Genomic DNA, 15720 nt, shown 5'->3' with positions numbered 1-15720 from the left:
CTGTTTATAAAGCATGCTCATATTAGCGAATCTTATTCGCCAATATTAATCAGCATCATTACAAATATTGTACCTTGAGGATTTCGTACTCCACCTCACCGGCAGGGGTTTTCACCACCGCCACATCATCCACTTCCTTGCCGATTAAGGCACGGGCAATGGGTGAGTTAACCGAAATCATGTTCGCTTTGATATCAGACTCATCATCGCCGACGATTTGATAAGTGATCTCTCGCTCATCATCGACTTTAAATAAATCCACAGTGGTACCAAAAATAACCTTACCGCTATTGGGCAGTTTGGTTACATCGATAACCTGAGCGTTAGACAGCTTACCTTCAATCTCTTGAATGCGTCCTTCACAGAACCCTTGCTCTTCGCGCGCAGCGTGATATTCGGCGTTTTCTTTTAAATCGCCATGTTCACGGGCAGAAGCAATATCAGCAATGATCCTAGGGCGCAGCTCTGACTTGAGGTAATCCAGCTCTTCACGCAGTTTTTGTGCTCCACGCACTGTCATTGGAGTTTGTGCCATAATGAAAAACCAGTTCCTTTCAGACAATAAAACAAGAGCCCCTGCCGACAATCGACAGGGGGCTCACGTTATCAATTAATAATTCGCTCATGGGTTTAAAGCGCACCCTAGAGTAGTACGGCTAGCTTAGCGGGTCAAATCATCAAAAAATCGCTTTACGCCTTTTAGAAAACCTTCGGTCTTAGGTTGGTGCTTATTGGCAGCCACCCCTATATAAGAGTCTTCTAATTGTTGTAACAAGGCTTTTTGCTCTTCGGTTAAGCTCACCGGCGTTTCGACATACACCTTACAGACTAAGTCGCCTACTTGGCCATTTCTAGCCGAACGCACGCCTTTACCTTTTAAGCGAAAGCTACGACCGGTTTGTGTTTCAGCCGGAATTTTCAGCTTCACGCGCCCGTCGAGTGTCGGCACTTCCACTTCACCACCTAAGGCTGAAGCGGTGAAACTAATGGGCACTTCGCAGTACAGATTACTGCCATCACGGACAAATATCTCATGATCGCGTACGTGCATTTGCACATACAAATCACCTGCCGGTGCTCCAGACTCACCGGCTTCGCCTTCACCGGATAAGCGAATACGATCGCCGGTATCGACGCCCGCCGGAATTTTCACCGACAAGGTCTTGGTCTTTTGGTAGCGACCTTCCCCATGACACTTATGACAGGGGTCTGTGATGATCTTGCCCTTACCACGGCAATGCGGACAAGGTTGTTGCACGGTAAAGAAACCTTGGCGCATTTGTACTTGGCCATGGCCATGACAGGTAGAGCAGGTATTAGCCTGGGTGCCTGCCTTAGCGCCACTGCCATCGCACACATCACAACCGACCAGCGTTGGTACCTTGATCTCTTTGGTCACGCCCCGCACGGCTTCTTCTAGCGTCAGCTCCATGTTATAGCGTAAATCCGAGCCACGAGCCGCACGCTGCTGACGGCGCTGACCGCCACCGAAGATATCACCGAACACATCACCAAAAATATCGCCAAAGTCACCACCGCCGTGGCCGTGGCCGCCTTGCTGGCCATTGACTGCATCATGGCCAAACTGATCATAAGCCGCACGTTTTTGCGGGTCAGTCAGTACTTCATTGGCCTCAGACGCTTCCTTGAATTTATCAATGGCATCGGCGTCAGTTTTGTTACGGTCGGGATGATATTTCATCGCCATCCGCTTATAGGCTTTTTTTATTTCGCGCTCGTCTGCGTCTTTACTGACGCCGAGCACCTCATAATAATCTCGTTTTGACATAGGCTGAAACTTACCTGAGTCCTGTTAAAACAAAGGCGGGCGTTGGCATCCCAACGCCCGCACTAAGCGCGCTACTACGCTGGGGTTAACTTACTTTTTATCGTCTTTCACTTCTTCAAACTCAGCGTCGACTACATCGTCATCCGCTTTGGTGGCGCCATCTTCTGGCTCACCGGTTTGAGAAGCATCAGCTTGTGCCTTCGCTTGAGCAACTTCTGCCAGCTTTTGCGAGGCTTCCAGCAGCGCTTGCTGCTTAGCTTCGATCTCCGCTTTGTCTTCACCGCGCAGTGCCGTTTCCAGTTCGCTCAAAGCGGACTCGATGGCGCTCTTGTCGTCGGCTGCCAAAGCATCGCCCGCTTCTTCCAATTGCTTACGGGTAGCGTGTACCAGACCGTCAGCTTGGTTACGGGTGCTGACCAGCTCTTCAAATTTCTTGTCTTCTTCAGCGTTAGCTTCAGCCGAGCGCACCATGGCATCGATCTCTTCTTCTGTTAAACCAGAAGAGGCTTGAATGGTGATCTTTTGCTCTTTATTGGTGTCTTTATCTTTCGCTGACACGTGCAAGATACCATCCGCATCGATGTCGAAGGTCACTTCAACCTGTGGTAAACCGCGTGGTGCAGGGCGAATGCCTTCCAGGTTAAACTGACCCAGAGACTTGTTATCGCTAGAGCGCTTACGCTCACCTTGCAGCACATGAATAGTCACGGCGGCTTGGTTGTCATCGGCGGTCGAGAACACCTGTGATTTCTTAGTCGGAATAGTAGTGTTCTTTTCAATCACGGCCGTCATCACGCCGCCCATGGTTTCAATACCCAAAGACAGAGGCGTTACGTCAAGCAGCAATACGTCAGTCTTATCGCCAGACAATACCGCACCTTGAATTGCAGCACCCACGGCCACTGCTTCATCAGGGTTCACGTCTTTACGTGGCTCTTGACCAAAGAAGTCCGTTACCGCTTTTTGTACTAATGGCATACGGGTCTGACCGCCGACCAAAATCACGTCATCAATGTCAGTCACGGATAAGCCAGCATCTTTCAATGCGGTTTTAACCGGATCCAAAGACTTAGTAACCATGTCTTCAACCAGTGACTCTAACTTGGCGCGCGTCAGCTTAATGTTCAAGTGCTTAGGACCTGAGGCATCGGCGGTAATATAAGGCAAGTTAACGTCAGTTTGCTGGGCAGAAGACAACTCACACTTGGCTTTTTCTGCCGCTTCTTTCAAGCGTTGCAGTGCCAACATGTCATTCATCAAGTCAAAACCTTGCTCGCGCTTAAATTCAGCTACTAAATAGTTGATTAAGCGGTTATCAAAGTCTTCACCACCCAAGTGGGTGTCACCGTTAGTGGCTAATACTTCGAAGGTTTTCTCACCATCCATCTCATCGATTTCAATGATGGAAATATCGAAAGTACCACCGCCCAAGTCGTAAACGGCAACTTTGCGATCGCCCTTGGTCTTATTTACGCCATAGGCAAATGCAGCAGCGGTTGGCTCGTTGATGATGCGCTTAACATCCAAACCTGCAATGCGGCCTGCATCTTTGGTTGCTTGACGCTGAGCGTCGTTAAAGTAAGCCGGTACCGTAATAACGGCTTCGGTTACCGCTTCGCCCAGATAATCTTCAGCGGTTTTCTTCATCTTTTTCAGCACTTCAGCAGATACCTGCGGCGGCGCCATTTTCTTGCCTTTGGCTTCTACCCAAGCATCACCGTTGTCGGCTTTTACAATTTTGAAAGGCATCAGCTTAATATCACGCTGTACTTCTTCATCTTCAAAACGACGGCCAATCAAACGCTTAATAGCAAACAACGTATTCTCGGGGTTAGTCACTGCCTGGCGCTTGGCTGGCTGACCGACTAACGTTTCGCCATCATCGGCATAGGCGATGATGGAAGGAGTAGTACGAGTGCCTTCGGCGTTTTCGATGACGCGCGGGTTATCCCCGTCCAAAATGGCGACGCAAGAGTTAGTGGTACCCAAATCTATGCCGATGATTCTACCCATAAAATCCTCTCTCAATATCTTGAATTAAACGTAAGCACTGTTGTTTTCGCTTTACAGTGTATATGTGGCTGCTTGGTATGACTTTCAAGGCGCAGCTCACATTTATTAAATAAATCGTGCAATTAAGCCGATGTTTTAAGCTTTAGTGTCGATTGCTGGCCCTTTGGCCACCATTACCATAGCGGGGCGCAACACGCGGCCGTTCAGCTCATAACCTTTCATCATCACTGCCACTACCGAGTTAGGTGGCACGTCCGCGCTTTCGACCATGCTCATGGCTTCATGCTTATTGGGATCAAACGGCGTGCCTTGTGGATCAATCAGCAAGACGCCATATTTTTCGATGGTGGTGAGCAAAGACTTCAGCGTCAGATCTACGCCTTCATAAATAGCTTTAAAGGCTTCATTTTCTTTATCAGTGTGCTCAAGGGCACGCTCTAAGCTGTCGATCACGGGCAATAAGTCACCGGCAAATTTTTCAAGCGCAAATTTTTGTGCCTTTTCGACATCTTGTGCGGCGCGGCGGCGCAGGTTTTCCATTTCCGCCAAGGCGCGCAGCGCTTGGTCTTTTTCGCTTTGGGCACGCTCATTTGCGGCAGCAAGTTGCAGCTCTAACGCGGCGACTTCTGCAGCATCGGCTTGCAACAATTCGCCCTCAACTTCGGGTTCTGCATTCATGTCTACTGTTAACGGCTCTTGCTCTGCGCCCTGCTCTACTTCAGGCTGATGTTTGTTATCGCTCATCTTGTCTCCCATCTAATTTTTTCTGGCTTGCAGCTTATATGGGGGAGCCAGTGGCATAATTCAAGAGAATATTTTTATCATTGCCCCTCATCGGTAGCACTAACGCAGCGGGTTATTTAGAATGAGGATTATGCGGCCCAATATTTAGCTGGCCACCTTACTCATTTCATCCTTTATGCCAGGTCGATATTTATGGAAAGCGAATTTAATACCATAGCGCTGATAGGAAAACCCGATCACGAAGGCGCCAACCAAACCTTGGTGGCCTTATATAAGCACATTGCCGGTTTAGGCTTAAATGTGGTGATCGAACGCCGCGTAGGCGAACAACTGGCCCTAGACGGCGTAGAACTGCTAGAAATGGTCGAGCTGGGCGAGCGTGCCGACTTGGCCATAGTGGTGGGCGGAGACGGCAACATGCTCGGCGCGGCGAGAGTACTGGCTCGATTTGACGTGGCCGTGGTGGGGGTTAACCGTGGTAATTTAGGCTTTTTAACGGATTTATCTCCGCACAGTTTTGAGCAACCATTAGAGCGCCTACTCGCCGGTGATTATCAAGCGGAGCAGCGTTTTTTACTGGAAACCCAAGTGCACCGTCACGGCCAACTCAAGGCCAGCAACACTGCCATGAATGAGGCTGTGCTCCATCCCGGTAAAATTGCCCATATGATTGAGTTTGAGGTTTATATTAATGGCATTTTTATGTACAGCCAGCGTGCCGATGGCATGATAGTGGCCACTCCCACCGGCTCAACCGCCTATTCGCTGTCTGCCGGTGGCCCTATCGTCACGCCCAACCTTAATGCCATCACACTGGTCCCCATGTTTCCACATACTCTAAGTTGCCGTCCCATAGTGATCGACGCCGACTCACAGGTAAAGTTAGTGCTGTCGCCAAACAACAAAACTAGCCAAATGCTGGTCAGTTGTGACGGCCATGTGTCACTGTCCGTACAACCGGGCGATGAAATTTATATCAATAAAAGTCCGCATAAACTCAAGTTGTTGCACCCCCGCGGTCACAACTATTTTGAAGTGCTGCGCAGCAAACTCGGTTGGGGCAGCAAATTGTTTTAAGGCAGCGCCAGGCGCCCAGCACCAAGCGCCGAGCTAAACAAAAAAATAGCCGCAGCGTTAAGCGTTAGCCGTCTTTCTGAGGCCGGTCATGACCTCAGTGAACTGTTTTTAGCTTGGTGCGGGGTGCTCGGCGCTTGCAGCTGCACTTTACTCTTGCCACTGTACAAAACCACAGTATACTGTTTTTATACACAGTACACTTTGTGCAGGGGACTTATCATGTTGCTTCAGCTCACCATCAGTAATTTTGCGATTGTTTCTTTTCTTGAGCTGGACTTGCGTGCCGGCATGACCAGCATTACCGGTGAAACCGGTGCCGGTAAGTCCATTGCCATTGATGCACTGGCCCTAGCTCTGGGTGAGCGCGGAGACTCAGACTCGGTAAGGCCAGGGGCCGATAAAGCCGATATTAGCGCCCGCTTTCGTATCGATAAACTGCCCCGCGTGAAAGCTTGGCTCAATGAGCAAGAGCTGGATGAACAAGATGAATGCATCTTGCGCCGTACCTTAACTCGTGAAGGCCGCTCCCGCGGCTACATCAACGGCATGCCGGTCCCCTTGACGCAATTAAAAGCACTGGGCGCGTTATTGATCAATATTCATGGTCAACATGCCCACCACGCCTTACAAAAATCAGATTTTCAGCGCGGCCTGCTCGATGCCTATGCAGGTCATCATCAGCTGCTGCAAAAGTCGAGCAAGCATTATCAACTGTGGCGCCAGCTCAGTAATGAGCGCAAGCAACTCAAACTAGAGCAGGCTCAGTGGCAAGCCCAGCGTCAGCTACTGGAATATCAAGTGGCCGAGCTTGATGAATTAGCCTTAAGCGAAGATGAGTTTCCGGAGTTAGAAGCCGAGCATGCGCGCTTGGCTAATGGTGCCGAGTTGTTAAGTGATTGTCAGCTGGCGTTGAACATTTTAGGCGATGGCGATGATAACAATGCCCTACAGCAATTGCGCCAAGGCCTAAAAGTCGTGACAGACCTGTGCCAAATGGATTCATTATTAACGCCTGTTCAAGAAATGCTCGAGAGCAGCCTTATTCAATTAGAAGAAGGCCACATAGAGCTAAGTCGCTATTTAGATCGCTTAGAGCTGGACCCTGAACGTCTGTTTGAGGTGGAAGCGCGCATGACTAAAGTGATGGAGCTGGCCCGTAAACACCATGTGCAGCCCGTAGAGTTATCGCAGTTTCATCAGCAGATAAAAAACCAACTCACCGACATGGACAATAACGATCATCGGCTAGAAGCGCTAGACGAAGAAGTAGACTTGGCCAAAGCACAATTTTTACAAGCCGCCGAGCGACTCAGTCACAGCCGTCAGCGCTACGCGCAATCGCTGAATAGCCAAATTACCCAAAGCTTGCATCAACTGAGCATGGAGCACGGTCGCTTTGAAATTACCGTAACCGCCGATAACAGCGCAGGATTCTCGCCCTTGGGCATAGATAAAGTCGACTTTTTGGTGAGCACTAACCCAGGTCAGCCTATGAGTCCCTTGGCGAAAGTGGCCTCCGGCGGCGAGCTATCACGCATTAGCTTGGCCATTCAGGTAATTACTGCGCAGAAGGTAGAAACTCCGACGCTAATTTTTGATGAAGTAGATGTGGGCGTCAGCGGGCCAACGGCCGCCGTGGTGGGAAAACTATTACGCCAACTTGGCGATTCGACCCAAGTATTGGTGATCACCCACCTGCCCCAAGTGGCAGGCAACGGGCATCAGCATTACTTTGTCAGTAAAGACAGCGATAAACATGAAACCCAAACCCGTATGCAAGAGCTGGATACCAACAGCCGCTTGCAGGAGCTGGCACGCTTGCTCGGTGGCGATAAAATTACTGCCAATACCTTGGCCAATGCTCAAGAGCTATTGGTTAGCTAAACATTAACCGTGAGGCGTAAGGCGTGAGGCGTGAGGCGTGAGGCGAAAAATACAGCGCTAAGCGCCCAGCACCGAGCTCAAAAATGCTCTACGTGAAGTAACAACGAATACTGACCAAAAAGCCCCGAATCGTAACGACTCGGGGCTTTTTTAATGGTCAATAAACCTGAAAGCAGCACTTGGCCTAAACCAAACGGCGGGCAGCACCGATCACTATCTCAATCGCCTGTTGCTCTGCGGCTTGTACTTGCACGGGATTGGGAATTTCTTGCTCACAGCGATTAACGATTACCCCAGCCACACAGCCAGCCTTTAATCCCTGACTGGCACAGAAGGTAAACAAGGTGGCCGACTCCATCTCATAATTGAGCACTCCCATGGCCTGCCACTCAGCAAGGCTGCCTTGCAGACTCGCCGTCACTCGGCCAGAGTAGGTGTCGTAGCGCTCTTGACCAGGGTAAAAAGTATCAGACGAGGCAGTAATGCCCACATGCGGGCTTAAGCCCAACTCGCGCGCCGCATCCACCAGCGCACAGCTGCAATCAAAATCCGCCACTGCAGGATATGCCAAGGGTGCAAAATGTAAACTCGCGCCATCTAGGCGCACCGCCGCGTTGGTGACTATCATGTCGCCCACATTAATCGTGGGCTGAATCGCCCCGGTGGTACCAATGCGCAAGAACGTGGTCACGCCCAGTTGCGCCAGCTCTTCCAAGGCAATAGAGGTAGAAGGCCCGCCAATACCGGTTGAGCATACCACGACCGCTTTGCCATCCAGCTCACCAAGCCAAGATGTAAATTCACGATGACTGGCCAGCAAACGCGGATTAGCGAGATGTCCCGCAATGCGGGCAACCCGGTTTGGATCGCCGGGCAATATGGCCAAGCGTGCGCCCTGCAAATCGGCAGTCGTGATCCCGAGATGAAATACCTGTGTCGTCATAAATTGTCGCTTCACGATTAGAAATAAATGCAGCTTAACCTAAGGCCGCGCTGCCTCTCAAGGTCCAGCAGCTTAAGTGACCACCAAATTTAAGCCAAGACGCTCAGCTCTCTGAGCGGGCAAAAACCAACACAGCAACACATAATGGCCGCCAGCCAAAATATAACTGTCGCTTGTGCTTTTACAAGGTCAGCTACAGTCGCTATCATGGCCACAAGTCACACAGGATATAGTGCCCATATGCAACTCAAAACCTTGATTTTACCGATAATGTTAACCCTGCCTCTGATGGGTTGCGGTCTGGTATATAAAATAGATATTCCACAAGGCAACTACATAGAAGCCAAACAAGTTGATCAGCTACGCCGCGGCATGAGTCAAGAACAGGTCCGCTTTTTGCTCGGTAACCCCATGAGCTTAGACAGCTTCAATCATGAACGTTGGGTCTATCTGTACTACTTTAAACCCGGTCGCGGAGAAGTAGAACAAAAGCAGCTGGTGCTGGAGTTCAATAACGGTGCGCTAATGTCAGTAGGCGGCGATTACCCCGCACCCATCGACTTCGCTCAAGGCTTATAACGATGATTACCTCGGCAACTCAGCGGCTTTGAGGCAATAAATAACCTAACTACATCATCATGCCGGACACCCGTCCGGCCTGTTTCAACTCGCGCTTCCTATTTTATTATTCCTTAAGCTCGTCTTCTGCTTGCGCACTGTCTTTGCTCGCTCTCACGCTAGCTCTGCCTGGATTGGGCCGCCCACCGGTGACCTTATCGGCACGCCCTTCTTCTTTGGCTTGCTCGGCACGGCGGCGACGAATATCTTTAGGATCCGCTAATAAAGGTCGATAAATTTCGACTCTGTCCCCTGCCCGCAGGTGGCTATCCAGTTTAACCTGACGGCCAAATACACCGACCATGTTAGTATCTAGGTCAATCTCAGGAAACTGCTGCAAAATGCCAGACTGGTCGATAACCTGCTGTACATCACAATCTGCTGCCACCTTAAGGCTTAACACCACTTGCTTATAAGGCAGCGCATACACCACTTCAACCTGAATAAGACTCATGGCCATACACCTCTCTGGCTCGCTCACTAAAAGAATGCACCATGGCATTGGCCAGCTCTTTAAAGATGCCGCCAAAGGCAAATTCCACTAACCGAGACGTAAATTCAAAATACAATTCTAACTCGACTTTACAGGCATCTTCGTCCAATGCCGTGAAAGTCCAACCGCCATTTAGTGCTTTAAAAGGTCCGTCCACTAACTCCACACGAATATGGTTAAAAGGCGTTAATACATTGCGGGTGGTAAAAGTTTTACGAATGCCCGCCTTAGATACATCCAAGGCCGCAGTAATGGTATTATCGGACTGCGAGACCACACGGCTTGCCACACAACCTGGTAAAAACTGCGGATAAGCGTCAATATCATTGACCAACTCATACATTTGTTGTGCACTAAACATCACTAAGGCACTGCGAGTAATACTCGGCATAATCTCTCCTGACAGCAAATCGACTCGATTTTAACATTAATCTTAGTTGGACTCACGGCTGTCGAATCAAGACAATTAGGCTGATATAACCGCAGAATCATCACGAAATACGTATGAAAAACACGCAGTTGCTGTATCAGCAATTCCAAAGCCATCATTGGCCCCGTATAATGGCGCTACTATGACAAAAAACAAAGCGAAGAAAAAAGTCGGTTCCAGCACCATTGCCCTCAATAGGAAGGCACGGCACGAATATTATGTCGAAGAAAAATATGAAGCTGGGCTGGAGCTACAAGGATGGGAAGTAAAAGCGATGCGGGCAGGCAAAGCCAATATCGCCGATTCTTACGTATTTATACGTAATGGCGAAGCCTTCTTGTTTGCCGCCACCATTACTCCCCTTAACATGGCCTCTACTCACGTAGTGTGCGATCCCATGCGCTCGCGTAAGCTGTTACTTAAACGGCGCGAGCTCGACCGGTTAGCCACCCTGCTTGACCGCGATGGGTATACCTTGGTGCCGCTGGCGCTATATTGGTCTCAGTCTTGGGTGAAAATTGAAATTGGCTTGGTGAAAGGTAAAAAAGACCACGACAAGCGTCAAGATGTGAAAGAGCGGGACTGGAAGCGCGAAAAAGACCGCATGATGAAACATAAAAATCGTTAATACTTGTGATTTGGCAAAAATTGCCATACCATAAACGAACTTGGGGCTGATTCTGGATTCGACGAGATTCTCGAACTCCTAGGTGCATGCCGAGGTGCGATAGGCCTCGTTAAAAAATCGCAAAAAAATAGTCGCAAACGACGAAAACTACGCACTAGCAGCTTAATAACCTGTTAGAGCCCTTCTACCCTAGCTTGTCTGTGACTTAGGGAATTGGAAGGTCATATCTCACAGAATCGTGTGGAAATCGTGCCTGACGGTGGAAGCATTAAAACTAATTTAGGCTAGTTATTCTGTGGCGTGTCTGTCCGCAGCAGATGGCGAATGTAATGACTGACTACGCATGTAGTACCGACGATGTAGGTTTTTCGGACGCGGGTTCAAATCCCGCCAGCTCCACCAATCGATTGGAAAGGCCCCTAACGGGGCCTTTTTTATGTCTAATCAATAGGTTACGCTATATCAGATAAACCTGATTTACAGCCAAAAAAGCCTTAAGTGTCACACCTACTGTCACACCTACTGTCACAGCTAGTGTCACAGCTAGTGGCACACCTAGTGGCACAAGTTGTGCCTCACCTAGTTGGCTGGGCTGGACACTCACGCTACGACCAACGCCATCAAGGTCGAATCTCAACGGCCTTTTGCTTTCTGTAAGGCGATGCAATGGGCTGGCTTTACTAAACCTGCGCCATTAGAATCGCTAAAAGTCACATCTTCAGCCACGTTAGCTGATCACATATCGGTTTATGCTGCCTAATGTCTAGTAAGTCTCTTCCCAAGTTTAAACTGCGCGGCCTTATTCTAGTGCTGGCGGTGTTCAGTGTGCTCATTACCTTGGGCAACAGTTTTTATGCCACCTATGAAGTACAACGCTCATTACTCATTAACAATACGCTAGAAGCGAACCGCGTGTATGCGGCTAAGTTAGCGGAAGTCACCGATGTGTTTCTGGATATGGCTCAAGACCGATTGGCTTACAGTGCCGAGATGCTCAGTGACCAAATGCATTCAGAAGCCGGCTTAGTGGCGGAAGTTCGCCGTTTGCAAGAACCCACGAACACCTTTAACTCTGTGGTGGTGGTTAATGATAAAGCAAGGGTGCTGGCGGTTTCTCCCGAAGCACTGGGCCTGAGTGGCGAGACACTGCACTCACGCCAGGCTCGTTTGTCTATCGCAGCCCGAGCACCAGTGATCACAGACCCCTTTATTTCTGCTGCTGGCAATTATTTGATCAGTTTGTCTCATCCTATTTTTGCTGCTAATGGTGAGTACTTAGGCTATATCGCAGGCTCCATCTACTTACAGCAAAAAAACATTCTTAACGATATTCTTGGCAAACATTATTACCAAGATGGTTCCTACTTGTATGTGGTGGATCGCAATAAGACCTTAATTTACCATCCAAATCCTGAGCGCATTGGCCAAAGAATTGAGCATAACCCCGCCATTGACGAGGTGATTGCCGGCAACGAAGGCGCTTATAGGGTCACTAACTCTCAAGGGGTGGCCATGCTAGCCGGCTTTGCCCCTGTGACTAACGCAGGGTGGGGAGTCGTCGCGCAAAGGCCTAATACCATGACGCTGGCGGGCCTTGATGGTCATATTATTAAGGTGTTCTTAAAAAGCCTGCCCTTGGTGCTACTAACGTTATTGGGCATCTGGCTCTCTGCACTGCTCATTTCGCGGCCCTTGTGGCAGTTGGCTAGCGGCACTCGACAGATAGATAACACTCCATTAAATAATGCTCAGATTAATAACAGGACCACGCAAGATAATATCTCGCACATTAACTCTTGGTACTTTGAAGCCGCTCAACTAAAGCGCGCCATTATAAAAAGTATGGGGTTACTTAACGATAAAATTAGCCAGTTGCACAGCGATAGCCATACGGATGCGATGACGGAATTATTAAATCGTCGCGCCATGACGCAAGTGCTCGATAGCTATCAGCAAGCGCACACCCCTTTTTCAGTCATCACCTTAGATATCGACCTTTTTAAGCGTATTAATGATACTTATGGTCATGATGTGGGTGATGAGGTAATCAAGAAACTGGCGCAATTGATGCGCCTTCAAGCACGAAAAGAAGACCAGTTATGCCGCAGCGGTGGGGAAGAGTTTATGATTTTCTTACCCAACACCTCCCAAGATACTGCTGTTAGGGTAGCCGAACGGCTCAGAGAGCTGATAGCGGCCACCGATATCCCTACTGTAGGCACCATTACTGTTTCTTTGGGCGTAGGGCATTGGTCGGGGGCTGACTCAGCCACAAGTATCAATGATACTTTAAAACTGGCAGACCAGGCACTGTATCAAGCCAAACAACAGGGCCGTAATCAAACTGTGGCGCTATAAGCGATCAGAAATAAGTTGCGCAGGGATAGATGGCTATTGAGTTAAAAGCGCTGGCGTTAGCCAAGCGCCTTGGTGCTAGTGGCGTTATCAATGATATCTAGCTGTTCAACTTGCTCGGCAGGTAGCGGCTTTGCATACCAATAGCCTTGATATAAACCACAGCCATTAGCTAACAGTATGTCGCGCTGTACTTCGGTTTCAACACCTTCGGCAATCACTTCTAAGCCTAAGCTGGTAGCCATAGCAATCACGGCTCTAATAATCGCCAAGCTGCTGGTGTCTTCCGGCAAACCCCGCACAAAAGATTGGTCGATTTTGAGTTGGTCCAGCGGCAATTGTTGTAAATATTGCAGCGACGAATAACCGGTACCAAAATCGTCGATGGAAAAACGAATCCCTGCTTGCTTAAGTTGGCGCATCCGCGCAATGGCTTGCTGCATATCCGTCACCAGCATAGATTCTGTCAGCTCCAGCTTCAGGCGCTTAGGATCAGCGCCAGTGTCACTGACCACGTTCAATACTTCTTCGACAAAGCCATGCTGATACAGTTGTGCCGGACTAATATTCACCGACACCGTAATCTCACTAAAAGCCGGCAACCGCGTCCATTTCGCCATTTGCTCACAGGAGCGAAGCAGCACAACACTGTCTATTTGGCTCATGATACCCGCCGCCTCTGCCACATCGATAAAGGCGGCGGGTGATAAAAGCCCGCGCTTGGGATGATGCCAACGCACTAAGGATTCGACGCCAATTAACTGGCTATCACTGTTAAATTGCGCTTGAAAGTAAACACCAAACTCCCGCGCTTCTAAGCCGCGAATAATGTCTTCTTCTAATAATAAGCGCTGAGAAATCGTCTCTTGCATATGGGGGTCAAAGAAACGGCGCTCCCCCTTACCGGCATCTTTCGCCGCATACATAGCCAGCTCAGCTTGGCGGATTAGCTCTTCAGGCGCGTCATTAAAGCCATCTAGTGCGACTATGCCTAAACAAGCACTGCTGCGCAGCTTTTGCCCGCCGTGGGTATAGGGCTGATCCAACATCGCCAGTAACATTTGGCTGTGGCGCTCTAAGCGGGCCATAAGTTGACGTTGGTCGTCCGCTTGAGCACTGAGCACCAGCACAAATTGGTCACTGCCTAAGCGAGCTAGGCTATCTTGCTCGGTGAGCACTTTTCGTAACTGATTGGTCACATGCAGCAACAATTTATCGCCCACTGCATGGCCCCAGAGATCGTTAATATTTTTAAATTGATCTAAGTCGATAAAAATAATGGCGCCTAACTGATGGCTATTAGCACTCTCTCTTTGGGTTTTTCTGATACTGGTCAGCAACAGTCGTCGGTTGGGTAACCCAGTTAAACTGTCGTAATAAGCCAAGTCATGAATTTTTTTGGCGTTTTCTTTTTCCGCACTCAAATCGGTAATACTGGCAACATAATGGCTCACCTGTTCTTGTTCATCTTTCACGGCACTAATAGAGAGTAATTGGGGATAAATTTGCCCTGATTTACGTTTATCATAAATCTCGCCCTGCCAGTGACCTTGGTTATTAATGTCGTGCCACATCTCTTGATAAAAGGCACTGTCGTGTTGGCCAGAGCTAAAAATGCTCGGTGTCTTACCCAAGACTTCGGTTTCGCTATACCCCGTAATCTCACTAAACGCCTGATTAACACGCAAGATGCGATTATGTTTATCGGTTACCAACATGCCTTGAAAACTATCAAATGCCACCGCGGCAATACGCAGGTCAGTTTCTCCCTTTACTCGCTCACTAATATCACGGGTGAGTATCACCACGGCACGCGCTTCTCCTGCACGAGTTTCAAGGGCTTGCGCCACGCTTTCAAATGTACGCTCGCCCTCATCTTGCTGCAGCTCAAACAACATATGGGTAACTTTGTGCTCGCTAATCGTGCGGGAAATAAAAGCCAGCAACCGTTGGGCATGCTCGCGAGGAAATACATCGCTGACATTTTGACCGACGCGGCGCACATCTTTACTACCGGGAAATATAATATTGTCGGGCATGATATCCAGATAAAATCCATCTTCATCAATCACACTCATCATATCCGGCAAAGCACTGGTAATGGCCAATAACCGTGCTTGGCTGACCCGCAATGCACGCTGCTCTTGTTGACGATGCTCGGTATCTCTGAGAATAAAAATCAGCATCAAGGTCAAAGGCATGGCAACCACTAAAAAAGGCAGGGTCATGGATAGTACATGCGCCTGTAATTGGGGCTCAACACTGTAATAAATCACACTAATACTGATGCTATTGAGAAATAAACTAGCAGGCAACAAATAACCGAAAGTCAGCGAAAATCGCGTATTCACTAAGGCGTATTTACCGATAAGCCCCAAGGACAGCGCTATCAGCATGCTTATTACACTGATTAAGCTATTAGCGTCGTTAAACCACAACTTAAACGCCCCCGCTAGCACTAACGCCAAGCCACCGGAGAGCAGACCACCAAATAAGCCGGCAACAAAGATAACCGCATCCCCTACATCCAGCAGTACGCCAGGCCCAATGCTAAATGGCATCGACATGCAGGCGATAGTAATAATGCCAAACCAGACGCCGGTGGTCAGCGTTAATAAACGCGGATGTGCCTGCATTTTTCGCATATTCATGGTGAGTAGCCAGCCTGATGCGAGGATCAGCATCGCCTGTTCAATAATCGATATCAGCATAGTAATTCGGCTACCTAGTTATCTAGCATGCGAGG

Annotated in this window: 13 protein-coding genes and 1 other RNA gene; 6 read left to right on the top strand and 8 right to left on the bottom strand. The window is 49.1% G+C overall.

Going from position 1 to position 15720, the window contains the following annotated elements:
• Positions 1-58: 58 nt before the first annotated feature.
• The 4 genes from greA to grpE form a co-directional block, all read right to left on the bottom strand.
• Positions 59-535: a transcription elongation factor GreA gene (gene greA, locus CBP31_RS13550; protein WP_087038172.1), complete on the bottom strand. Its 477-nt coding sequence runs from the start codon at positions 533-535 to the stop codon at positions 59-61.
• A 126-nt stretch (positions 536-661) separates the two neighbouring features.
• Positions 662-1789: a molecular chaperone DnaJ gene (gene dnaJ, locus CBP31_RS13545; protein WP_087038170.1), complete on the bottom strand. Its 1128-nt coding sequence runs from the start codon at positions 1787-1789 to the stop codon at positions 662-664.
• 90 nt (positions 1790-1879) lie between these two features.
• Positions 1880-3802: a molecular chaperone DnaK gene (gene dnaK, locus CBP31_RS13540; protein WP_087038168.1), complete on the bottom strand. Its 1923-nt coding sequence runs from the start codon at positions 3800-3802 to the stop codon at positions 1880-1882.
• Between the two features lie 135 nt (positions 3803-3937).
• Positions 3938-4546 carry a nucleotide exchange factor GrpE gene (gene grpE, locus CBP31_RS13535; protein WP_087038167.1) on the bottom strand — a complete coding sequence of 203 codons (609 nt, stop codon included), beginning with the start codon at positions 4544-4546 and terminating at the stop codon, positions 3938-3940.
• Between the two features lie 192 nt (positions 4547-4738).
• Between grpE and nadK the strand changes: the two genes are divergently transcribed.
• Together nadK and recN are read left to right on the top strand one after the other, a co-directional pair.
• A complete protein-coding gene (nadK, locus tag CBP31_RS13530; protein ID WP_087038164.1) occupies positions 4739-5623 on the top strand; it encodes an NAD(+) kinase in 885 nt (294 codons plus the stop codon).
• 219 nt (positions 5624-5842) lie between these two features.
• Positions 5843-7507, top strand: coding sequence for a DNA repair protein RecN (gene recN / locus CBP31_RS13525; protein WP_087038162.1), 1665 nt, complete (start codon positions 5843-5845; stop codon positions 7505-7507).
• A 184-nt stretch (positions 7508-7691) separates the two neighbouring features.
• Here recN and udp read toward each other — a convergent pair whose 3' ends face one another.
• Positions 7692-8450 (bottom strand): uridine phosphorylase, encoded by a 759-nt coding sequence (gene udp, locus CBP31_RS13520; RefSeq protein WP_087038160.1) that lies wholly within the window; start codon positions 8448-8450, stop codon positions 7692-7694.
• 240 nt (positions 8451-8690) lie between these two features.
• Between udp and CBP31_RS13515 the strand changes: the two genes are divergently transcribed.
• Positions 8691-9029 (top strand): outer membrane protein assembly factor BamE, encoded by a 339-nt coding sequence (locus CBP31_RS13515; RefSeq protein ID WP_087038159.1) that lies wholly within the window; start codon positions 8691-8693, stop codon positions 9027-9029.
• 106 nt (positions 9030-9135) lie between these two features.
• Here the strand turns inward: CBP31_RS13515 and CBP31_RS13510 are convergent, their stop codons facing one another.
• Positions 9136-9522, bottom strand: coding sequence for an RnfH family protein (locus CBP31_RS13510; protein ID WP_087038157.1), 387 nt, complete (start codon positions 9520-9522; stop codon positions 9136-9138).
• Entirely contained in the window at positions 9503-9952 is a 450-nt protein-coding gene (locus CBP31_RS13505; protein WP_087038155.1) for an SRPBCC family protein, read from the bottom strand. The genes CBP31_RS13510 and CBP31_RS13505 overlap by 20 nt, the downstream gene beginning before the upstream one ends.
• Before the next feature lie 181 nt (positions 9953-10133).
• On the opposite strand from CBP31_RS13505, the gene smpB reads away from it, so the two are divergent.
• The 3 genes from smpB to CBP31_RS13490 all read left to right on the top strand — a co-directional run bounded on the left by smpB (position 10134) and on the right by CBP31_RS13490 (position 12977).
• Positions 10134-10619 carry an SsrA-binding protein SmpB gene (gene smpB / locus CBP31_RS13500; protein ID WP_087038153.1) on the top strand — a complete coding sequence of 162 codons (486 nt, stop codon included), beginning with the start codon at positions 10134-10136 and terminating at the stop codon, positions 10617-10619.
• Positions 10620-10661: 42 nt separating this feature from the next.
• Positions 10662-11021, top strand: a transfer-messenger RNA (tmRNA) gene (ssrA, locus tag CBP31_RS13495).
• Positions 11022-11378: 357 nt separating this feature from the next.
• A complete protein-coding gene (locus tag CBP31_RS13490; RefSeq protein ID WP_087038151.1) occupies positions 11379-12977 on the top strand; it encodes a sensor domain-containing diguanylate cyclase in 1599 nt (532 codons plus the stop codon).
• Positions 12978-13033: 56 nt separating this feature from the next.
• Here CBP31_RS13490 and CBP31_RS13485 read toward each other — a convergent pair whose 3' ends face one another.
• Entirely contained in the window at positions 13034-15685 is a 2652-nt protein-coding gene (locus CBP31_RS13485; protein ID WP_087038149.1) for a putative bifunctional diguanylate cyclase/phosphodiesterase, read from the bottom strand.
• Positions 15686-15720: the final 35 nt, after the last annotated feature.

Source organism: Oceanisphaera profunda, from assembly GCF_002157895.1.
Lineage (GTDB): Bacteria > Pseudomonadota > Gammaproteobacteria > Enterobacterales > Aeromonadaceae > Oceanimonas > Oceanimonas profunda.
Note: the sequence above shows the minus strand (reverse complement) of the source record. Positions and strands in the feature narration are given on the sequence as shown.